We start from the raw sequence: 20,986 nt of genomic DNA on the forward strand, positions 1-20,986 counted from the left end.
TACATAAAGTGTCAAAAAGAACGTGCCCCGCAAAATTTTCTGTCAGCAGAGCAAATTTATCCATCTAATATGCTAAATATCTCTCCAAAAGCCATTTCAGTATTATGATTAAGAGAGGGGTAAAAGCTATAGAATGCTTCGGCGAGACTATCTCGAGACGCAATCCAAATTTTCCGGACCAATCTAAATCAATCCGGGGAGCGATCTCTGACGCACCGTATTTGTTCGAGAGTACGATGGATGATGCGTCCCAAATATCCGTGGGCCATCCGGTGAACTTGAGTCTGTGCCTCCACAGCAGCTCACCGTGCTGTGTTGAATAATGTTTGAGAATCCGATAGTAGAGGCTGGATTCATACGAATTGCAATTCTAGTAAAAATCGATAGCTTCCGACCTTAGAGCTCTTAATTATTCAACACAGCACGCTGAGATGAAGGTGAGCGTCTACAGGTCAAGCGTCTATGGATGCATTATGTGGCTCCGTCTACCAAATAGCTGCCATCTCAGCAAGGGCCGAATTCGATCAGCCTGTTGTAGCGATGCATAACGCATTGCGCAGGCTACGGTAATCAGACCGGATTCGGCTGACAATTCAGAGATCTTGAAGCAGATCTCTGTGAGCTTTCCTGCACGCAGAGAGCATCTCTGTGTAACTTGGGCTGTAATGCAGGTGGCTTGTGCATTTGCAATCGGTGCATCCGAAACGCGGCACAGGGATGCAATTCATGCTGATTCTCCTGGCGGCCTCACATTCGAGATCCATATCTGTTGATGTGGTGATCACATCCTTCAAAATGACATATGGAAGAAGATAATCGATATGCCAGCGGCGTGTGGCGTTCTCGCCGTTCATCACCGCAATATGGCGAGTTATCCGCCTGAAGCCGCCCGGGCCGCGGGCAGAGCCGGTGTACGCGTAGTATCCCTCAGGGAACAGGATCTCGCCGAGGGATCCCACCTTTATTCTGATCTCATCCTCCAGGCCCAGTATCAGGGTATAGATGCCTCGCATCACTCTTCTCCACATCACACGCCGAGCGCATTGATCTCATCGATCAGCTCAGCAAAGGCCTCTAGCTCGAGCTCTATGACCTCCTCCTCTGTCATCGAGATGCTCATCTCGCCATCGACCGTGAGCCTGTCCGGACCTCTCACTATCAGCCTGTCGATACCATCCCTCGAGAGCTCCTTTTTCACCTCTCTCTCGTGCGCAAGCATCCTCCCCGGAATGACAACAGTCCTTCTTACCCTGGAGAGATCCACGTCTCTGAGATCATCGATCGTCATGAGGCATGCGACGTCCTTCTTTGTGGAGACGACGTTCACATCTCCGCCCAGCGCGGAGAATATCCTCTCCAGCAGCGGAGCAGCTATCGATCCCGTGATGATCGTTGCAGATCTCCTCAGCTCCGGTAGAGCTCTGAGCCTCTCGGTATTGTGAGCCAGAGCGAAGGGAGCCTTCGTCTCCGGATCCCAGAGTGGAGTTCCGGTTATCCTGATCCTGTACCTCTGATTCATCTCAGTGACAATATTCCTGAACTCCTCGACGGTGTGGACCTCCTGCCCGGGGATTATGGGCGCGTTTCCCAGGATCAGTCCCTGCTCAGGATGGTTTGCAAACCTCATCAGGATCAGACCCTTTGCTCCCATATCCTCGAGATCCTGACATGTCTTCTCGAGGACCTCACCGTCGTTCACGCCCTTCAGCAGAACCGCAGCCGCATACACATCACATCTCTCGCAGAATATCCGTAGGTTTGAGAGCGCTGCCTCAGGATGCTTATCATGCATGTAGTTTCGTCTCAGCTCAGGATCTGTGGAGAAGACTGTGAATGAGACCTCTCTGACGCCTGCATTTACAAGCTCATCTGCCTCATCGCCCAGTTTGAATCCCTTGCCGCTGGTGTAGCCCAGATGTATCGGGACGTCCTTCTGGCCGAGAACTCTCACGAGCTTCAGAAGATCCGGGTAGCAGCTCAGGTCTCCACCACCGCTTATGGTCACCTTGTCCGGCTTGGCTCCATAAGATGCCTGGGCGACATCAAATACCACTGCCTCCAGAGGCTTGAATCCCGGATAGCCCTCGATTATGGCTCTTGTACAGTAATCACAGCCCTTCCTGAATGGAAGACAGTGCTTGCAGCCGAAGGGCGGAACTGGCTTCACGCCCCTGAAGTAGCAGTAGGCGCAGAAACCACCGCAATCAATGCCGGGCCTGCCGCCAACATCTGCGAGTATCTCCATGAGAACGAGTCTGTTCAGGAACATAAAAAGCTTTGGCGATCGACGCTGCTTGAAGATCCGGTCCTGCAAACATGTTTCTCCGGATGCAAGGTCTTGCCTCAAATGAATGAGGTGTCCGGAAGGCCATTCACTGGCACAGCACCTCTGATCTCACGTGGCCGCATGACGCTGGTCTCGGCGATACGATGGTACGGCAGATACGCCCCAGATGTGATTCATTTGTTTTAAAAGGCGACACAACGATCATTTATTGTTACAATTGTTAAGGTTAATCTTAAATAATAGTATGATGAATCCTTTAAATCGGTGTAAGTATGATTAGATATGTTTTAAGTGGCATTTGCATCACCCTTGTCCTGATATCGTGTGCGCTTGCAGACGATGCCGCGATTCAGGGGATTGGTGTCAAAGCCGCGGAGAAGGCGATGAGCGAGTTATCCTTTGAGAAAGGCGATGGGAACATACTTGTTCTGACCAATGCTGGTTATGCGATCGTCTCAGGCATGACCACGCAGAAAGCATTGAAGGGCATCAATGAGATGACAGGCTGCTCTCGCGGTGACGGAAACCTCTTTCAGGTTCTGAGGCCGCACTGGAAGCCTCTCTGGTTCTACTTCTTCAACAAAAACAGCAAAGAGGCGCTATATCTGCAGGTGAAGCCCGAGGCTTTCTCCATGAGCGCGGAGGAGCTTAAAGCTGCACCTGATGATGCAGTCTTCTCGAAAATCTCAAAGGCAAAGGTGGACCTTGATTACATGCTGAACAACAGCGATGAGGGCAACAGGACGTTCAACGAGAAGATATTCGACGGAAACGAGTTCTCGCTTGTGGGCATCTCAAACGTTTGGGCCCGGAACGCCAGCTTTGACTTCATTCAGGCTGCTTCATTCCACGATCACCTCTGTCCCGGGGTCACCAGCGGATACATGATCGCGAAGTACGTGGAGAGGGAGCTGCCGATAAACAGCAGCGCTGAGAGCTACAAGGTTATAGCAGTGCCTCCATGGTGCAAGGATGATGCGCTCCAGCTGCTCTGGGATGCGACGGTAGGGAAGAGTGGCATCTTCGTCATGGCTCTGACGGACACAGAGAAGAACGCGCTCAAGGCCAAGTACAATCAGAGCGATGTGGCGGGGATATTCATAAGATGGAACGATACCGCGAAGCAGGGAGATGCTCTGGTTCTCAGCTTCAACTGGACCAGGATGTATGAGCTCACAGAGACGAAGGACTGGAAGGGTCCCTCCTGGGCCCCAAAGCTCGTGATGGATGTCCGCATGATGGACTACTGGGATGAGCCCGAAGTTGCTGTGAGCGTTATAAAGAGATTCCAGGTCGACCAGAACAGGCTGGCTCAGCTCCAGAACGCTGGCATGCATCCGCTCAAGGTTGCGGGAGTGATGTGAGGGGCTAGACCTCACATCTCCATTTAACAACTTTGATGTGGAGGTATGATGATTACACATGTTTCATGCGCCAAAATGCGAATTATCTCTGATATAATTGCTATCGATTATCATCATATCATGCTGATCTGCACAGGATTACAACAAAATCGGAGCACTGCTCTCACTAAATCAAATAGCTGAGCCATACAGTCTATGACCATGCCGTCAAACAGAGGGGAGCCAGAAGGTTTAGGGGGAAAGATTTCATATATGCGGAGAAAATTTCATACCAATTGTGAAAAAAAGGAGATGCATAATATGAGCGAATTCATCAGAATCCTCTGCACTGCCGTGCTGATATCTCTTCTTCTGCCTGCAGTTGCGGATGATGTTCCTGTATATACGATAGCTGACACGACCGGGGACTGGGGGTATCCATCGCCGTATCTCCATTACTCCAGAGGACCCGGCTATGTGCGGATGAGCTTCATCTTCGATACCCTGGTCTGGAAGGACCAGAACGGCTTCGTGCCTGCGCTCGCAGATAGCTGGGAGTATCTGAGTGACGAGAACGCGTATATCTTCAATCTGAATTCGAGTGCGAAATGGCATGATGGCGAGGCGTTCACAGCAGATGATGTTGTCTTCACAATGAACTACATAAAGGAGCACCCGTACCAGTGGGTCGACAGCAGCACTGTGGATAGAGCCGAGAAGATCGATGACCATACAGTGAAGATCTACCTTGCGAAGCCCTACGCCCCGTTCCTTGACCAGGTGGCAGGCACGCTGCCGATACTTCCGGAGCACATCTACAGCGGCGTGACGAAGCCGGAGGATTTCCAGGATGCTATGGCGCTAACAGGCACAGGACCGTTCAAGCTTGTTGATTACAACAAGGCACAGGGCACCTATCTATACGAGGCGAACGAGGATTACTACCAGGGCGCTCCTAGGGTGAAGCAGCTGAAGTTCGTGAAGCTGAGCGCGGAGATGTCCGGTCCGGCTCTGAAGCGCGGTGAGGTGGACGCTGCGAGCGTCCCGCCAGAGGTTGCGGACGAACTTAAGAATAGTGGCTTCGTCGTCCTCGAGGGCGCCCACGACTGGCTCGCCAAGCTCATGATAAACCACAAGAAGGAGCCGTTCTCAGATGTGAGATTCAGACAGGCCCTCGCATACGCCATAGACAGGGAAAAGCTCGTAAAGATATCCCAGCGCGGGTATGGTGTTCCTGCAAGCCCAGGCCTCTTCGCTCCTGACAGCGAGTGGTACAATCCGGATGTGGAGCAGTACACCCATAATCCGGAGAAGGCGGGAGAGCTTCTGAAGGAGATGGGCTATGAGAAGAAGGGAGTCTTCTTCGAGAAGGACGGAAAAACACTGGAGGTAGAGCTTCTTGTGACATCTAGCAACGAGCGCGCTGGTGAGCTCATAAAGAACGACCTCGAGGAGGCGGGCATAAAGGTCAACATGCGCAGCGTCGACTCGAAGACTCTCGATAATGCGGTAAACGAGTGGAACTTCGATCTCGCGCTCAGTGGGCACGGCGGGATGGGCGGAGATCCGGCGATACTGAACAAGGTGATCACAGGGGCTGGCTTCAACAGCGCCAGATACGATAATCCGGAGCTGAGCGATCTTCTCAAGAGAGAGATCTCAGAGATGGATCCAGAGAAGAGAAAAGAGCTGGTGAACGAGATACAGGAGGTCTACGCGAGAGAACTTCCAGCGCTTCCGCTGTACTATCCGACAACATACTGGGCGCACGACGGGAAGGTCGATCTCTTCTACACCAAGAACGGTGTTGGGAGCGGAGTGCCGATCCCGCTGAACAAGATGGCCTTCCTGGCCTGATCTTTTTTGGAGGTGTATGATGAAGATACTGATATGCGGCAAGGGTGGGAGCGGGAAGAGCACGGTTGCGGCTCTTCTCGCCAGGGAGATTGCCAGAAGGGGCACCAACGTTCTTGTGGTCGATGCTGACGAGTCCAACTTCGGCATTTACAAGATGCTAGGCTTCGATCAACCGAGAGACTTCATGGAATCTCTCGGAGGCAAGAGGGCGCTCAGCGAGAGGCTGATGCGTTTCATCAGGTCTGAGAGGAGAGAGGCTTTGAGCATAATTCCAGAGGAGTTTCAGATAAAGGATATACCCCCGGAGGTCGTGGTCGGGGATGAGATGATTAAGCTCGTCGCCATAGGCAAGATCCACGACTTTGGGGAGGGGTGCGCGTGCCCGATGGGCGCTCTTGCACGGGAGTTTCTGGAGAAGCTCAGGACCAATGGAGAGCATGTGATCGTCGATACAGACGCTGGAATAGAGCATTTCGGCAGAGGTGTGGAGGCCGGCTGCGACAAGATCGTGGCGGTCATAGATCCATGCTACGAGTCTGTACAGCTCTCTGAGAAGATAGCTGAGATGGGGAAAAAGATTGGAAAAGATGTGTTTTTCATCGTGAACAGGATCGATGAGGACTCTGTGGATATCCTGGATATGATCGACAGGGAGAGAGTCATCGGCGTGATACCAAAACAGAAGGATCTCTTCAGGGCGAGCCTGACCGGCGGAGCCCTGCCAGAGGTCGGGGTCATGGGAGAGATTGCCGAGAGGCTGATAAAATAAACGCTACTGGTATCGTATTTCCTCAGTCACAATCTCCAGTCTTCAGGTCGCGAGCAGTTGAGATTATGGGATGAAAGAATGAGCGAGATGGTACTTAGACCCATTGGTGTGATTCGCACCCCCTTCACCAGCAGAGCCGAGGCGCCGCACCAGGGCAGGGTCTCCAGAGAGATCTGCGAGATTGAGGTCTTCCCCGAGTTTGAGGATGGGCTGATGGATATTGAGAAATGCACACATCTGATAGTGCTTTACTGGCTGGACAGGGCAGACAGAACGAAGCTCAGAGCTGTACCGCCTCATGACGGTCGTGTCCACGGGGTCTTCGCGACGCGATCCCCGGACCGGCCGAACCCGGTGGCGTTCAGCGTCGCAGAGCTGTTATCCGTGGATGGGAGGAGGCTGCAGGTGAGAGGCCTGGACGCACTCAATGGAACGCCACTGATCGATATAAAGCCGTACTCGCCAGGGATAGATTGCGTTCAGGATGCTAAGATCGGCTGGTGGGAGGAGAAGCAGAGCGGGAAATGAGCGTTTTGCCTTGTGTAGACTCAGAAGCGCAGCATGTTCAGAAGAAAGCGCGGAATAATGGCTGGCATGGCTCTTGTCAGCTGAAAGGCTGCATTTGCGCTCTTTTTCCAGAGGCCTCCAGGTACCAGCAGATTACGGCCAGACAGGGAGAGAAAGAGCCTGTCGATCTCCTCATCGCTCATCGATCTGAGCGTCTCAAGCGATGCTCTCCCGAGAATGTACTCCGGACCTAACTCCAGCCACCACCTTCTGCTGTACTCTGAGAGGCGTTTCCTGGACGCATCCCCGGCGAGCCCAGCTCTGCCCGCAACCTCGCCGCATATCGCGCCTGCGCGCATTGAGTACGCGAGCCCACTCTGGGCTGCAGCCCCGCCTGTGACCATAATGCCCTCATCAACAATCCTCCCAGGGAGCGCTGCGATCGGGTCTCCCCCCCGCCTGGTCTCCAGGATCTTCATTCGCTCCATGCCGTGATATGAGTCAACTCTTCGTTTGATGAACCTCTTCAGGAAGGCATCCAGAAACCCCTGGACATCTCTCCCATGGCGTCTCACAAAGACGCCCAGCGTTGCTGTGTCATCGCCAGCGGGTGAGAATGTTGCCTTCCACCCAGGGGCTATGCTCCCCACACAGTACTCGAAGCGATCCTCCTCCCCGATGCCCGGATGGCGCACATCGACCTCTACAGCCCAGGCAACATCCTCTGGATGACGCATGGGTTTGAATCCCAGTGATGATGCAAGCCGTGAATCCACACCACCAGCGTCTATGACTATCCTGGCACCGATCACATCTCCTCTGGATAGAGAAAGCTCCATGCCATCCGAGGATCTCGATAAAGACCTGACCTCTGATTCGATGATCTCGGCTCCGCAATCGGCTGCGAAATTCAGATGATGAGCGTAAAACCTCTTCCTGTCCAGGAAGTGGCCCCTCGCATCGATCTCGAGGATGTGGCCTGCGGGGGATACGAGCCGCATGCCTCTGACCTGATGAAGGGAGAACTGATCCACATTCAAACATGCAGCAGATGCCATCCCATCGAATACCGTATTGGCATTTGGCAGTGAGGCGAGCTCCCTCTCAATAAGCACGGTCCTGGCGCCGGTGCGAGCAGAGCTCGCAGCAGCTGAGAGGCCTGCGGGCGAGGCGCCAACAACAGCAACGTCGAACTTCATAACTCTCATGGATCCCCCAGGAGCATCTCTTCGAGGCAGATCGTCCCTGAGCATCATCTGATCAGCATGATAGAACAAACATCATGCAGATCGCAGCAGTCAGAAGAGATCCGCGTTACGATATCTCTGGCCACCATGCTTCATACATTCATCGGTTGTTCTGCGGTGCTCTCAGCTCTCGATCATACGATTGTGGAGCCCTTCCAAAAACCGTTATGCTTGGGCGATCGTATCGGTGATCCAAAACCCCATCATGATAAAACCCGTACAGGAGCAGTCCCCCTTATGGGGCCATCGCGATTTGAACGCGAGTCACAGGACCCCCAGTCCTGTAGGATACCAGGCTACCCTATGGCCCCAAGACTCAGGCTGGCTTGAGTTTGCCCAGCTGCAATATAAGGGTTTCCCAAGATCATGCGGCCGGCTTGAAGAACAGTTATGGGGCTTTCAGCCCATCCGTGAAGGGGGCTCACCGCGCTCCGATTGGCTTAGACTTCGTCGGGATCTCGAAGAAAGGTCGATGGATCCTCCCTGTCACTAATGCAAGTTAAATCTAAATAGAGATACCATCATATTTTAATATTGAAGATTGGACTGGGGTGGGAGCATATTCGTATTAAAAATAGGTAATTTAATTCGAGCGCTGATGCCGGCATTGCTGCTGATTTTCATGGCAGCTACGTCCGGCGCAATCACGGGATTGCAGAAGGATCAGCCCGCCTTAACGCCAGTACAGGCCCTTCATACCGGCACGGCAACAGGTACTGCGGCGACAGTTACGGAGCCTGTAATGGATAACAGAACTGTGTACTACGCAGACGCGAGGGAGTCGCCGGGCTCCGTCTACTACGCGGAGCTCGGGGGCGCAGGAGGGATGCCTCACTACACAAGGAGGAGCGGAAACATATACAGCTTCGCGTTCCATCCAGGGGTACCTGAGAAGCTTTACTTCGTCAATGCTAACGAGAACAGGATATACCTGACTGCCCTGACCGGCACTGGCTATTCAGCAGAGCAGACGGTGTACACGCACAGCACCTACGTAAGGGACATAGCTTTCGCACTCGATGACGCAGGTGATCTGCATCTCTACTTCAGCGAGGCCACAGGTGCGGGAGCCAACGGAATGATTTACAGGCTTGAAGGCGATGGAACCGCGACCCCCTTCTACGAGGTCAGGCTCTCAGATGTGGGCGGTTCCTGGGCAGGCGACTTCGCGTTCGATACTGAGGGAAACCTGTACCTGAGTTCTGGAAACCGCATCCCCGCAAGCATATATCGGGTGAGATCAGGAAGCGGTGCTGTTGAGACCGTCTATACCGATAATGCGGAGCCGATAAAAGGGCTGATCGTGCAGGATGGGCAGATCTACTACGCAAATTGGAGAAAAACAATCTATTTGCTCACAAACGGGACGAAAAACGACTTCTACACCGACCCGAACAGGACCTGGCTCTCGGACGTGGGATTCAGGCGCGCTCTGAGTGCTGATGAGGTGCCAAGAGCTGGGACATATAGCAGAGTGCGGCCAGGGGATTTAACGACAAGAAGGACCATGAGTGCTGCCCCAAGCTAGCTGTATCCTGAGCTTTCCCTATATTTTCTTCTTCTGCTGTTTCTGCTCGTGGACTTATTCGCTGAAAATACATCGGATCTTCTGAGGCGGCATACGAATAAAAATTCCAAAGTATATGGCCGCTTTAGCGATGCATGTTGAGCCGCCAAAAGGCACCATTCATTGGAGCACCTTATGCGCTAATTTTAAATAGAGTTACCTACATTATCAATTAAAACAGACCTGATATATCTATCAGGCTTGCGGAAGTGGTAAAGGAGGGTCTTGAAGAGAGTAGTGATTAGCATTTTATAATATTCAATAACTGTATGACAAATCAGTACAACTTGTATAGCATGTAGAGCATCTTGAAGAGGTGTTATTCATGGCTGATGATGTGAAAATTATGGGCATGAAGGCCGAGTCCGGGCGCTGGATCCTCGTGATAGCTGGCCTTCTGATAGAGCTGTGTCTTGGTGCCATTTATGCCTACAGTATCATCAACCCGCCGCTGAAGAAGCTGTTCACAGAGACCTACGGGCTGACCGTCAGCGCGACAGCTATGCAGATTCCGTACATCGTTTTCCTGCTGATCTTCGCCCTGACTATGCCGTTGGTCGGGAAGTACATAGAGAAGCTAGGTCCGAGGAAGGTCGGAATCGGAGGCGGCGTTCTTGTGGGGCTTGGATGGATCCTGGCGTCCTTCTCCACATCTCCAACGACGCTTGCGATATTCTACGGCGTTATCGGCGGTCTCGGTGTGGGAATAGCATACAACTGCCCGATCACGACATCTGCGAGATGGTTCCCGGATAAGAGAGGTCTCGCCGTAGGCCTGACAGTTCTTGGTTTCGGCTTCTCTGCAGCCGTCACCGGCCCGATAGCGGATTATCTAACCGCAAACTTCGGCGTGCTGAACATGTTCCGCTTCCTCGGGATAGCCTTCCTGATAATAACAGTGGCTCTTTCGACAGTGCTGGTATTCCCACCAGCCGGCTGGACTCCAGCGGGCTGGAAGCCGCCTGAGCCGAAGGCCGGAGCAGCTCCGAAAGCAGAATTCATGAGGGGCGAGATGACCAAGACCACGACGTTCTACGGACTCTGGATATGCTACACGATAGGCACACTTGCAGGGCTGATGGCCATAGGAGTCTCCAAGCCAGTTGGCCTTGAGGTTGCAGCCAACGCTGGCATGGACCAGGCGAGGGCCTCTGCACTCATGACCAGCCTTATAATTCCGTTCGCATTCTTTAATGGCGGTGGAAGGCCGCTATTCGGGTGGCTCACGGATAAGCTCACCCCACCAAGGGCTGCGATGCTGTCGTTCATACTGATACTGCTGGCGTCGCTGCTGATATACATGAGCCCGGCGTCCGTCTCTGCTTACACAGTAAGCTTCGCCATCCTGTGGATGTGTCTGGGTGGTTGGCTGGCGATCGCCCCGACAGCAACTGCGAGCTTCTTCGGCACAAAGGACTACGCTCGCAACTACGGGCTGGTCTTCACAGCGTACGGCGCAGGCGCGGTCATCGGCAACATCATGGCAGGCCAGGCCAAGGACATCTTCGGCGCGTACATCCAGGTCTTCCCGTATGTGGCTGTGCTGGCCGTCATCGGCTTCATTGTGGCCATGACAATGCTCAAGCCGCCAAAGCCGAAGACAGCATGATTTAAAAACGTGCGCCCGGAAGATGCTCTGATAGCACCCCCGGGCGCGTTATTTTTATGATCACCTTTTCAGACGTTTGCTTCAGATGTAGAGTGCATATCCAGGCTCGACCCATAGCGTGGTGGTCACGCCCCTCGGATAATACTTGGGCTTCCCGTAGAAGAACTGACCGTCCCAGACCTTTATGAAGTGCTCCATGTTGCCCACGACCTTGAGGGTGAACGAGCCGTCAAGGGGATCTCCTCCCCTCCCGTCTGTTCCAACATATACATCATCCAGGTATACATCATAGCCTCTCATGCCCGTGGATTTAATGATCACAACAGTATCGCCAGCCTGTGATGGCGCTACCGGCACAGACGGCGGGGTGGAGATCTGGACCGCGCTAACAGCGGTGACCTGAGGGGCTGTTTGCTGCGGTGCAGTTTGAACTGCCGGAACGACATCTATGACGACGATATTGCTCGGGATGCTGTTCGCTATGAAGAACACTATGTTTCTACCAACAGAATCTGCCCTGAAGTTCATCTCGTTGAGACCGGGGAAGATCGGGTACTGTCTGCGGTTGATCGTGTTGTTCGGGTATATCTCGTAGATGTCGGCCACACCATCACCTGTGGAATCTGCGATTAGCCTGAGGAGTGTGTTCACTGGGCATACAACGTACTGCGTCCATTTGTCAGGTCCGGCGATCCAGAGCTGGTTTGTTCCCAGAAGGGAGGCGCGCGATACAAACTCCCTGTAGGGTATCGGCTCAGCTCCGAACAGATAGACGAGCTGCGGCTCATGTCCTCTGATCTCAATCCTCCGTGGCTGGCTCAGGCCGGATGTCATGGATACAGAGGAAGATACAGAAGAGCTGCTGAAGTAGAACTGGCTGAAGAAGGACCTGCTGGCGTTGTCGAAGTTATCCATCATCGAGAATGTCATGTTCGAGCTGAATCCGGGGACTGTCACATCCAGATAGCTGTAATTCGCATCACCAAATAGATCCTCCGGCGTTATCGAGGCTGCTGTGCCTGCGATCGCGCCCGCAATCAGCAACAACATCATGAGAGTTCTCAAATCAAACACCTCAGGAGACCATTGATTAACGCATTATATATCACTGAGCATCCTGTGGGACTCACATGAGCCCAACAGGATGCTGATATTTCCACATGTAGATACACGCCTCAAATATCCCTTGGCGCATCTCCACAGGAGGTGTTGAGACAGATCTCTCGTGCGCAGTATGCCCCAATCCCATCACCTATATGCTGAGATCAGCTGATGAGCCATTGAGGATTATGAGCGGCAATTGCTTCTTAGAGGCCATGGAGTATCGAGGGATGTTTGCATAACAGGGTTCTTCATCACAAGGTTCTTCTTCGGGATCTGTAATACTCTGACTCAAACATCAAGCCCCGGGGCTGTGCGTCTCATGAGGGATCAGGTTGAGTGAATACATACCTTTGCAGGCAGAGATCGTGGATATCGATCGCGTAACACATGATTCGTATCTCATATCTCTCCAGATACTGGACAGGGATGTGAGCTTCACATACAGACCGGGACAGTTTGTCATGGTCTCGCTTTTTGGAATGGGCGAGTGCCCCATATCGATAGCATCGAGCCCGACGAGAAATGTCCTGCAGCTATGCATCCGGAGGGCAGGGCGAATAACAAACGGGATAATGGACTCCATGATAGGTGATGTTCTAGGCATCCGCGGGCCGCTGGGAAACGGGTTTCCGGTCGATAAAATGCATAAAAGGATTATCATAGCAGGGGGCGGTTCCGGCTTCGCGACCCTGAGGTCTCTGATAAACTATATCGTGGATAGAAGGGATGAGTTCGATGAGGTCTTTGTGGCATACGGAGCCAGAACCCGTCAGGATCTTTACTTCATGCAGGAGTACAAGTCCTGGAAGATGGATGGCATCGAGATCGAGCTGACTGTGGACGTCGGCGATGAATCCTGGAGGGGTAACGTCGGGATGGTCCCTGAGCTGCTTGATAGAATGGAGATATCGCCACCTGCATCCGCTGCGATCTGCGGCCCGATGCCCATGATCCACGCAGTCACGAAAAAGCTCTTGGAGAATGGCTTCAGTGAATCAGACATATTTGTATCGATGGAGAGGCACATGAAATGCGGGATCGGGAAGTGCGAGCACTGCACCATCGGGCCCTACCGTGTATGCAAAGAGGGGCCGGTCTTCCCGTACAATATGATCAGAGACCTGCTCTGATCTCACTTTTTCCAGAAATCCGGGAGAAGGAGCACAAGAACCGTCATGATCTCGAGCCTGCCCATCCACATGCAGAGAATAAGTATCAACTTGCCCACCGGATGTATGGCGGAATAATTCATGTATGGGCCCACCGGGCCGAAACCAGGCCCGACGTTTCCAAGACATGAGGCAACCGCGGATACGATGGCCTCCAGATTCATCGCCTGATCGGAGTACGAGACCGCGGCGAGCATTACAGATGCCAGGGCGAAGGTCAGCATGTAAATCCCGAAGAAGCTTAGCGTGGAGCGAACGATCTCCTCCCTGATAGCGGTATCATGAAGCTTTACCTGTATCACTGCCTTCGGATGTATTGCAAACATGAGCTCTCTCTGAACGTATTTCAGCATCAGCAGGAGCCTGACGACCTTTATGGCACCACCGGTCGATCCGGCACATGCGCCCACGAACATCAGCAGCAGCAGCACGATCTTCGCTGCTGGAGACCACGTGTCGAAGTTTGTTGTCGAGAAGCCGGTCGTGGTCATGATGGAGACGACCTGAAAGAGCGCGTATCTTATGCGATCTTGAACAGGGATCAACATGCCGGCAGTGGCGGCGATGAAAAGTGTGGAGATTATCACGATAAAAGAGTAGAGCCTGAACTCCGGATCCCTGATCAGGCTCATCCTGTCCTGGTATATTGTCTTGTAATGGAGCGCGAAGTTTGCTCCTGCCAGGAACATGAACAAAACTACTATGTATTCGATCAAAGCGCTCCCGTAAGCCTCTATGCTTATCGACTGGGGAGAGAATCCGCCTGTGGCCATCGTGGTGAATGTGGTGCATATGGCGTCGTAAAGCGGCATTCCGGCCACTTTGAGAAGAACGACCTCGATGATTGAGAGTGAGAGGTAGATCCCCCAGAGCAGCTCTGCGGTCTGTCTTATCCTGGGCGTCAACGACTCCTTATCAGGCCCGGGGACCTCTGCTCTGTAAAGCTGCCTGCCTGCAACCCCAAGCCTAGGGAGTATTGCAACGAACAGGAGGATTATGCCCATTCCGCCCAGCCACTGGGAGAATGACCTCCAGAAGAGGAGGCCGTAGTAAGTGGGCTGTTCGGGTAGCATAGCAGATACAGTTGTATTCGTTGTTGTCCAGAGGAGGTACTCGACAGATCCAGCAACTACGAACGCAATGCTCCGGTTCGCCAGCTCGCCATCTATGATCCAGTATCCATCGCTGTTGCTCTCAGTGAGCACCGATGCGCCGGTTGTGGTGAATCCGGACATCGATTCGAAGAGCGAGTCTGTGGGCCCCATCCCCAGCAGTATGTAGGGCATCGCGCCTATCATCGCAGCTATCAGCCAGCCGAAGGCCACAAGCGCGAACCCATTCTTTATGCTGAGATCCCCCATCTCGCCGTGCCTTCTGAGAAGAGAGCTGAGTCCCAGCGCGATTATCGATGTGAACGCGAAGGCCACGACGCCCTCGGGCTCTCTGTAGTATGCCGCGACCATGCCAGGAAAGAGCATCAGTATGCCGATTATCCTGAGCAGATCACCGAATGAGTACAGGAGGATTTTTACGTTCATGCAGATGCCACTTGGGTCCAGAGCTTACCGGAGCCCTTTCTGAGGCTCCACATCCTATCAGGTCCTGCGACATATCATGTTCATGATCATAAAGCTTAGCATCGCCGGTACCAGGGTGGAAGGGGATCGTGGCTCAAGCACAGCTCCTCAGCTGGAACCTGCGGCCGCCATCCAGCGTGGATGTCGGCGGTATCCTGAAGCAGAGATCCGGCCAAAAAGGTTAAATGATTGAAGGACTACCATTGCTCCGCGCTCCGGTAGTGTAGCTCGGCCAATCATGAAGGACTCTCACTCCTTCGACTAGGGTTCAAATCCCTACCGGAGCACCATTCTTCCGGCAAAACTGCAGTCATGCAGGTTGATTTCGGACTGCAATTATCGCTTTTGTGCTCAGAATTGCATTCTGCGGATCCAGCGATATTGATTGTGTGCTGAGTTGAAGTCCGTTTCTGTGTTCCAGGTAGCGTCTCGAATATCTGAACACGCATTCGGGGTGATGGCTGCTTAAATTCCATGAATTCGATGGATGCTGTGCAACTCGAAGAGTCAAGCACATGCAAGCAGTGCTCCTGAAGCAACCTGGAGTCCAGGCCAATAATATTAATAAAGATCTATATTTGAGATCGAGCAGAATTTATAAATATTATCGTCAACTCCATCATTTGGCTCAGGGCCAGCATCTTCGTGCATGTGCGGATCTCAGCTTTGATGCCTGCTTTTAGAGTCTGTCCTTTCAACCACAGCACGTAGAGCACAGAGCCCTGGATGGAGGTTGATGTGCATGCGGTTCATGTCCTATGAGGATCTCCCGAAGATAAGATTGCCGAATGGAAATGATGTATTCATAAGCGACTCCACTCTTCGCGACGGGGCCCAGATGCCAGGGATCGTCATAACTCTGAGGGACAGGTTGAGGATATACGAGTACCTTCACAGGATAGGCATAGAGAAGCTGGAGGTATTCCTCTTCAGCACTACCGATAAGATGGCCGCAAGGGAGATGCTGGACAGGGGATACAATCCAGAGGTCACCGGCTGGAGCAGGGCGAACAAGAATGACATAGATCTTGTGTTGGAGATGGACGGGATCAGAGAGACAGGCATACTGATGTCGGTCTCGGATCCTCACATACTGATAAAGATGGGGCTTACAGGGCGCGAGGCGGCGCGGGAGATGTACCTGAGCGCGCTTCAGTATGCAGTCGACCACGGTCTCAGAACCAGAGCGCATCTTGAGGACATCACACGCTCGGATCTGGAGGGCTTTGTCTACCCTCTTGTGAGGGATATAATCGACATAGACAGGGATTGCACCATCCGCATCTGCGATACCCTCGGATACGGACTGCCATTCGATGGCCTGAACGATCCGTACTCGGTACCCAGCATGATCCGGAGGCTTCGCGAGCTGGGAGTCAGGAACATAGAGACGCACATACACGACGATTTCGGATTTGGCACAGCGAACTCCATCGTCGGATACTGGTACGGAGCAAACTGGTCGAACCTCACATTTCTGGGAATAGGGGAGAGGGCTGGAAACGCGGAGCTTGAGAAGGTTCTGCTGTTTCTGAAGACCAGGGTCGAGGGGTTCGAGAAGTATGATCTCTCATGTTTAACGGAGTTCGCGCAGTTCATGGAGGAGCGGGTGGGCATAAGGGTGCCGAGGAATAAAGCCGTTGTCGGCAAAAACATATTCTCGCACGAGAGCGGCATACACACAGCTGGCGTGATCAAGAACCCATTCACCTACGAGCCGTACCCGCCGGAGATCGTGGGGGCCACCAGGAGCCTCATGATAGGTCCGACATCCGGCAGAGAGGTCCTGAAGCTCAAGGTAGAGGAGGCGCTGAGAGAGCTCATGGACGTGGATGTCAGCATAAACAAGGACGACTGGCGGCTCAATCTCATGCACTCTGAGATAAAGAGGCTGTATGATGAGGAGAAGAGAAGGTCATGCATATCTGACGAGGAGCTGAAGGCGTACGTTGAGAAGTACTTCCTCTTCGAGTCGATATTCGAGAACGAGAGCCATACAAGTGGAGATCCCATGCCGGACTGAGCGAATGGCCAGGAGCGTTCAGCGTCTTGTAGGGAGTGGAGATCGAAAAACTATATCTAGATTGGAATGGAGTGTGTGTATTCTGGATCTCATGCCCGAAGGGGCATGGAGATCCGCTGTCCTGGAATGAGTGGCAGCCTGCACAGATGCTGGGTTTATCCATGAAGCAGGAGGGCACTCATTCTAGGATGAAAAATGGGCGCGAGAGAGGAAGGGCGGCTGCCGCTGGCCGGCATCGGCCGGTGTGGAAAGTCCCCCCACCTCTGGACACACAGGCATCGCGATGATGCGGGGCGAGAGCTCCGGCTCTGGCACAGAAACGGGACTGCGCCGTGATAATGCGATGATGCCGAAAGGCGGAGGTCTCACGGAATGCAGATGAAACGGCGAAACCCTGTGGGTGCAAGCCAAAATAGGGCAGCTCTGGGGGTGTCCAGCCCCTTGCCCGGGTATGGCGCTAAGCTGAATGCCGCCGGAACAGAAGGGGGCTTACTCTCCTGACTCGCGCCCGATCCTCATTGCAGCTCTTGCGATGAGCCTTGCAACCCTTACAGGCTCGGGTATTCTCCCCTCAAGTGTGAACCTGTTCAGCACAGCCCTGGCCTCTTTCAGAGAGATGCCATGTGCTCTGACAAACAGATCATATCCTGTTTTCAGCCTGAGAGCGCTCCGCTCGCCCAGCGCCCTGTATCTCCTGAGACGCTCAGCATCACCGGGGAAGTACTCCTCTATGTATTTCTCAAGTCCATCCGACTCCTCGTAGGTGACGCTGATCACCGGCAGCCCGGTCTCTCTGTGTACCATCTCCGGATCTATTATGTTGAACCAGCTGATCACATTTCCGCTCAGCATTAAAATATTGATGTCGTCTCTATTGAGCTTTCTGTATATCGACAGCACCCCACCGGTCGCGTCCATCCCTCCCACTGTGATCTCCGCGAGCGCGACGCCGTCGATGCGCAGATCCCCGCGCATCACAATGCCTGCCAGCGTGGAGACAGGGTCAGAGCGCACGAAGCTCTCTGCGATCCCCAGCGCCCTTATCCCGGGCTTGTTGACGCGTATGGCCTTCTCGACATGAAAGCATGACATGGAGGTTTGACCTCCTTTGGCGGATCGTTTTCTGGACGAAGCTGAGAGCAGATCAAAGCTTTCAGCCTTTTTGCACGTCTCTCTGTCGCATGCGGGGTTTTCGTGTGGCTTTCTCACGACCTTGAATGGCGTGCTCCATGCACATCGACTGCACGTCGAATTTCATGCATCGACTTCATCGAGGGCATCCGATGGCATCTTAATTTCGGTTCATGCGATATGCTTCTACTAGCGTAGAAGCAGTGGCTACTATAAGTAGCCACTTGTACCTGGCATCGACCAGCTCAAAGATTATGGGCTTAAATATTGGAGTTTGCGCCCCGAAATTCTCTATCATGCGCTCTCAGGCGACAGGTTCTATATACATGCAGATATTGCTTGAGCACCATGAACGAGAAGCTTGAGGAGATCGGATCGCGGATACGTGAGCTTCGAGAGCTCTCAAAGATATCACCTGAGGAGATGGCCGGCCACCTCAAAGTGCCTCTTGAGACATACTGCGGGTACGAGTCAGGCCATCTGGACATACCGGCAAGCCTGCTTTTCAAGATCGCGCAGCGTCTCGATGTCGACATGAGCCTTCTGCTCACAGGCCAGGAGCCAAAGATGAGCATCTTCACCGTGACCAGAAAGGGGGAGGGTGTTGAGGTCGAGAGGAGGAAGCAGTACAGGTATCAAAGCCTTGCTGGGAGGTTCGCCCACAAGAAGGCAGAGCCGTTTATAGTCACCGTCGAGCCGAGATCTGAAAAGCCAGCGGTATACAGCCATCCCGGCCAGGAGTTCGATTACATCCTGGAAGGGACCATAAAGATATACATCCACAACAACGAGATCGTCCTCAACGAGGGCGATTCGATATTCTTCGATTCGTCATACGATCATGCCATGGAGGCTCTCAACAACAGACCTGCCAGGATGCTTGTCATTGTCATGTGAGGGAGGGGCTTTATTTGGCATCGCTTCTGCATAAGTTTGTATCAAGGGTCGAGTTCGACTCGTATGAGGATTTCAGGGACAACTTCAGAATAATAGTTCCAGAGAACTTCAACTTCGCCTATGATGTCGTCGATGTTTACGCTCAGGAACAGCCTGATAAGATCGCTCTGGTCTGGTGCAACGATCACGGAGAGGAGAGGATATTCACATTCGGGGACATGAAGCACTGGAGCGACAGGGCGGCCAATCTCTTCAGGAGCTACGGGATCAGAAAAGGCGACACCGTGATGCTCACGCTGAAGAGCCGCTACGACTTCTGGATCTGCATGGTAGGGCTCAACAAGATAGGGGCTGTGGCCATCCCGTCGACCCACATGCTCAAGGCGAAGGACATCATCTACAGAATAAAAAAGGCGAACCTGAAGATGGTTGTGTGTATCATCGAAGATGGTGTGCCTGATGAGGTTGATCTCGCTCACAAAGAGCTTGGCGAAATCCCTCTGATAAAAGCATTTGTGGGCAAAGAGGATCAGGAGAGGGAGGGATGGATAAACTTCAGGCGCGCGCTTGCTGGCGCATCTCCTGATTTCACGAGACCTGTTGGGGAAGAGGCCACCAGGAACGAGGATGTCCTCATAGCCTACTTCACCTCCGGGACCACTGGATACCCAAAGATGGTGAAGCACGATCAGACATATCCGCTGGGACACATACTCACAGCGAAGTACTGGCAGAACGTCATGGATGATGGACTGCACTACACGGTCGCAGATACGGGCTGGGCTAAGTGCGCCTGGGGCAAGATATACGGCCAGTGGATAGCCGGCTCAGCGGTTTTCGTCTACGACTACGACAGGTTTGACGCGGGAAGGATGATGGAGAAGCTCGCGAAATATAAAGTAACAACATTCTGCGCCCCTCCGACGATCTACAGGTTCATGATCAAGGGGGACATGTCCAAGTACGATTTCTCCACATTAAAATACGCGGTCACCGCAGGCGAACCACTTAACCCATCGGTGTATGAGAAGTTTCTGGAGGTCACAGGCCTCAGGCTGATGGAGGGCTACGGACAGACCGAGACTGTTGTGACGATAGCGAACTTCCCGTGGATGGAGCCGAAGCCTGGGTCGATGGGAAAGCCGGCTCCGGGCTTCGATGTAGTTCTCTTGAAGGACAGCAGGCCGTGCGAGGTTGGCGAGGAGGGCGAGATAGTAATCCGCACAGACAAAGGAAAGCCGGTCGGGCTCTTCATCGACTATCACCTCGACCCAGACAGGGTGAGAAACACCTGGCATGACGGATATTATCACACAGGAGATACCGCGTGGGTTGATGAGGACGGGTACATCTGGTTTGTTGGAAGAACAGACGACATGATAAAGACATCAGGATACAGGGTCGGGCCGTTTGAGGTCGAGAGCGCTCTGATGACGCATCCAGCGGTCCTGGAGTGTGCGATCACAGGGGTCCCAGATCCGATCAGAGGGCAGGTGATCAAGGCGACTGTGGTTCTAACGAAGGGCTACACCCCCTCAGAGGAGCTGAAGAGAGAGCTGCAGGAGCATGTCAAGAGGATCACAGCCCCCTACAAGTACCCGAGGATCGTGGAGTTTGTGGAGGAGCTCCCGAAGACGATAAGCGGTAAGATAAGAAGAGTGGAGATCAGGGAGAAGGACAAGCCGTATCCGATTATAAACATAACGGAATGCAAGGGCTGTGAGCGGTGCGTTCTCGCATGCCCTGTGAACGTGCTCAGGATGAGCGAGGATCTGAACAGCAGGGGCTACAGGTACTCGACGTACTTGGGCGACGGATGCATCGGATGCGGCGCGTGCTACTACACATGCCCTGAGCCGAACGCGCTTGCTGTTCACATACCATCGAAGGGCGAGTGAG

At 53.2% G+C, this 20,986-nt stretch carries 16 protein-coding genes, 2 tRNA genes and 1 other RNA gene; 12 read left to right on the top strand and 7 right to left on the bottom strand.

Annotated features, from left to right (window positions below):
* Positions 1-593: 593 nt before the first annotated feature.
* Complete coding sequence (locus tag NQU42_RS03755; RefSeq protein ID WP_296609166.1) at positions 594-1,013, bottom strand: GIY-YIG nuclease family protein; 420 nt, start codon at positions 1,011-1,013, stop codon at positions 594-596.
* 14 nt (positions 1,014-1,027) lie between these two features.
* Positions 1,028-2,245, bottom strand: a complete 1,218-nt coding sequence (gene mmp10, locus NQU42_RS03760; protein ID WP_296609168.1) for a methyl coenzyme M reductase-arginine methyltransferase Mmp10 — start codon at positions 2,243-2,245, stop codon at positions 1,028-1,030.
* A gap of 314 nt (positions 2,246-2,559) precedes the next feature.
* Between mmp10 and NQU42_RS03765 the strand changes: the two genes are divergently transcribed.
* The 4 genes from NQU42_RS03765 (at position 2,560) to tsaA (ending at position 6,784) form a co-directional block, all read left to right on the top strand.
* Positions 2,560-3,651 (top strand): FmdE family protein, encoded by a 1,092-nt coding sequence (locus NQU42_RS03765; protein ID WP_296609170.1) that lies wholly within the window; start codon positions 2,560-2,562, stop codon positions 3,649-3,651.
* A 300-nt stretch (positions 3,652-3,951) separates the two neighbouring features.
* Positions 3,952-5,487: an ABC transporter substrate-binding protein gene (locus NQU42_RS03770; protein ID WP_296609171.1), complete on the top strand. Its 1,536-nt coding sequence runs from the start codon at positions 3,952-3,954 to the stop codon at positions 5,485-5,487.
* A 16-nt stretch (positions 5,488-5,503) separates the two neighbouring features.
* Positions 5,504-6,256 (top strand): P-loop NTPase, encoded by a 753-nt coding sequence (locus NQU42_RS03775; protein WP_296609173.1) that lies wholly within the window; start codon positions 5,504-5,506, stop codon positions 6,254-6,256.
* A gap of 78 nt (positions 6,257-6,334) precedes the next feature.
* Positions 6,335-6,784 carry a tRNA (N6-threonylcarbamoyladenosine(37)-N6)-methyltransferase TrmO gene (tsaA, locus tag NQU42_RS03780; protein ID WP_296609174.1) on the top strand — a complete coding sequence of 150 codons (450 nt, stop codon included), beginning with the start codon at positions 6,335-6,337 and terminating at the stop codon, positions 6,782-6,784.
* Between the two features lie 20 nt (positions 6,785-6,804).
* Here the strand turns inward: tsaA and NQU42_RS03785 are convergent, their stop codons facing one another.
* Together NQU42_RS03785 and NQU42_RS03790 are read right to left on the bottom strand one after the other, a co-directional pair.
* Complete coding sequence (locus NQU42_RS03785; protein ID WP_296609176.1) at positions 6,805-7,971, bottom strand: NAD(P)/FAD-dependent oxidoreductase; 1,167 nt, start codon at positions 7,969-7,971, stop codon at positions 6,805-6,807.
* A gap of 277 nt (positions 7,972-8,248) precedes the next feature.
* A tRNA-Pro gene (locus tag NQU42_RS03790) sits at positions 8,249-8,321 on the bottom strand.
* Positions 8,322-8,752: 431 nt separating this feature from the next.
* Here NQU42_RS03790 and NQU42_RS03795 point away from each other — a divergent pair.
* Together NQU42_RS03795 and NQU42_RS03800 are read left to right on the top strand one after the other, a co-directional pair.
* Positions 8,753-9,538, top strand: coding sequence for a hypothetical protein (locus NQU42_RS03795; RefSeq protein WP_296609178.1), 786 nt, complete (start codon positions 8,753-8,755; stop codon positions 9,536-9,538).
* 364 nt (positions 9,539-9,902) lie between these two features.
* Positions 9,903-11,186, top strand: coding sequence for an OFA family MFS transporter (locus tag NQU42_RS03800; protein WP_296609180.1), 1,284 nt, complete (start codon positions 9,903-9,905; stop codon positions 11,184-11,186).
* 81 nt (positions 11,187-11,267) lie between these two features.
* Here NQU42_RS03800 and NQU42_RS03805 read toward each other — a convergent pair whose 3' ends face one another.
* Positions 11,268-12,239 carry a hypothetical protein gene (locus NQU42_RS03805; protein WP_296609183.1) on the bottom strand — a complete coding sequence of 324 codons (972 nt, stop codon included), beginning with the start codon at positions 12,237-12,239 and terminating at the stop codon, positions 11,268-11,270.
* Between the two features lie 383 nt (positions 12,240-12,622).
* Between NQU42_RS03805 and NQU42_RS03810 the strand changes: the two genes are divergently transcribed.
* Complete coding sequence (locus NQU42_RS03810; protein ID WP_296609185.1) at positions 12,623-13,420, top strand: FAD/NAD(P)-binding protein; 798 nt, start codon at positions 12,623-12,625, stop codon at positions 13,418-13,420.
* 2 nt (positions 13,421-13,422) lie between these two features.
* Here the strand turns inward: NQU42_RS03810 and NQU42_RS03815 are convergent, their stop codons facing one another.
* Positions 13,423-14,997, bottom strand: coding sequence for a TrkH family potassium uptake protein (locus NQU42_RS03815; protein ID WP_296609187.1), 1,575 nt, complete (start codon positions 14,995-14,997; stop codon positions 13,423-13,425).
* 251 nt (positions 14,998-15,248) lie between these two features.
* Here NQU42_RS03815 and NQU42_RS03820 point away from each other — a divergent pair.
* The 3 genes from NQU42_RS03820 (at position 15,249) to rnpB (ending at position 17,563) form a co-directional block, all read left to right on the top strand.
* Positions 15,249-15,326: transfer RNA gene (locus NQU42_RS03820), tRNA-Glu, on the top strand.
* Between the two features lie 452 nt (positions 15,327-15,778).
* On the top strand, positions 15,779-17,059 hold the full coding sequence (locus tag NQU42_RS03825; RefSeq protein ID WP_296609189.1) for an isopropylmalate synthase: 1,281 nt from the start codon (positions 15,779-15,781) through the stop codon (positions 17,057-17,059).
* Positions 17,060-17,262: 203 nt separating this feature from the next.
* An RNA gene (rnpB, locus tag NQU42_RS03830) (RNase P RNA component) lies at positions 17,263-17,563 on the top strand.
* Here rnpB and NQU42_RS03835 read toward each other — a convergent pair.
* On the bottom strand, positions 17,549-18,151 hold the full coding sequence (locus NQU42_RS03835; RefSeq protein ID WP_296609191.1) for a DUF99 family protein: 603 nt from the start codon (positions 18,149-18,151) through the stop codon (positions 17,549-17,551). The two genes, rnpB and NQU42_RS03835, sit on opposite strands and share 15 nt — an antisense overlap.
* A gap of 387 nt (positions 18,152-18,538) precedes the next feature.
* Here NQU42_RS03835 and NQU42_RS03840 point away from each other — a divergent pair, with 387 nt between their 5' ends.
* Together NQU42_RS03840 and NQU42_RS03845 are read left to right on the top strand one after the other, a co-directional pair.
* Positions 18,539-19,087, top strand: a complete 549-nt coding sequence (locus NQU42_RS03840) for an XRE family transcriptional regulator (protein ID WP_296609193.1) — start codon at positions 18,539-18,541, stop codon at positions 19,085-19,087.
* A 14-nt stretch (positions 19,088-19,101) separates the two neighbouring features.
* Positions 19,102-20,985, top strand: a complete 1,884-nt coding sequence (locus tag NQU42_RS03845; RefSeq protein WP_296609194.1) for an AMP-binding protein — start codon at positions 19,102-19,104, stop codon at positions 20,983-20,985.
* The last annotated feature ends 1 nt before the right edge of the window (position 20,986 follow it).

The organism is Methanothrix sp., assembly GCF_024518575.1.
Lineage (GTDB): Archaea > Halobacteriota > Methanosarcinia > Methanotrichales > Methanotrichaceae > Methanothrix_B.

What these genes read in the sequence shown, in the direction of transcription:
- NQU42_RS03755 (WP_296609166.1), bottom strand. Translation starts at nt 1,013, where the DNA reads ATGCGAGGCATCTATACCCTGATACTGGGCCTGGAGGATGAGATCAGA.
- mmp10 (WP_296609168.1), bottom strand. Translation starts at nt 2,245, where the DNA reads ATGGAGATACTCGCAGATGTTGGCGGCAGGCCCGGCATTGATTGCGGT.
- NQU42_RS03765 (WP_296609170.1), top strand. Translation starts at nt 2,560, where the DNA reads ATGATTAGATATGTTTTAAGTGGCATTTGCATCACCCTTGTCCTGATA.
- NQU42_RS03770 (WP_296609171.1), top strand. Translation starts at nt 3,952, where the DNA reads ATGAGCGAATTCATCAGAATCCTCTGCACTGCCGTGCTGATATCTCTT.
- NQU42_RS03775 (WP_296609173.1), top strand. Translation starts at nt 5,504, where the DNA reads ATGATGAAGATACTGATATGCGGCAAGGGTGGGAGCGGGAAGAGCACG.
- tsaA (WP_296609174.1), top strand. Translation starts at nt 6,335, where the DNA reads ATGAGCGAGATGGTACTTAGACCCATTGGTGTGATTCGCACCCCCTTC.
- NQU42_RS03785 (WP_296609176.1), bottom strand. Translation starts at nt 7,971, where the DNA reads ATGAGAGTTATGAAGTTCGACGTTGCTGTTGTTGGCGCCTCGCCCGCA.
- NQU42_RS03795 (WP_296609178.1), top strand. Translation starts at nt 8,753, where the DNA reads ATGGATAACAGAACTGTGTACTACGCAGACGCGAGGGAGTCGCCGGGC.
- NQU42_RS03800 (WP_296609180.1), top strand. Translation starts at nt 9,903, where the DNA reads ATGGCTGATGATGTGAAAATTATGGGCATGAAGGCCGAGTCCGGGCGC.
- NQU42_RS03805 (WP_296609183.1), bottom strand. Translation starts at nt 12,239, where the DNA reads ATGATGTTGTTGCTGATTGCGGGCGCGATCGCAGGCACAGCAGCCTCG.
- NQU42_RS03815 (WP_296609187.1), bottom strand. Translation starts at nt 14,997, where the DNA reads ATGAACGTAAAAATCCTCCTGTACTCATTCGGTGATCTGCTCAGGATA.
- NQU42_RS03825 (WP_296609189.1), top strand. Translation starts at nt 15,779, where the DNA reads ATGCGGTTCATGTCCTATGAGGATCTCCCGAAGATAAGATTGCCGAAT.
- NQU42_RS03835 (WP_296609191.1), bottom strand. Translation starts at nt 18,151, where the DNA reads ATGTCATGCTTTCATGTCGAGAAGGCCATACGCGTCAACAAGCCCGGG.
- NQU42_RS03840 (WP_296609193.1), top strand. Translation starts at nt 18,539, where the DNA reads ATGAACGAGAAGCTTGAGGAGATCGGATCGCGGATACGTGAGCTTCGA.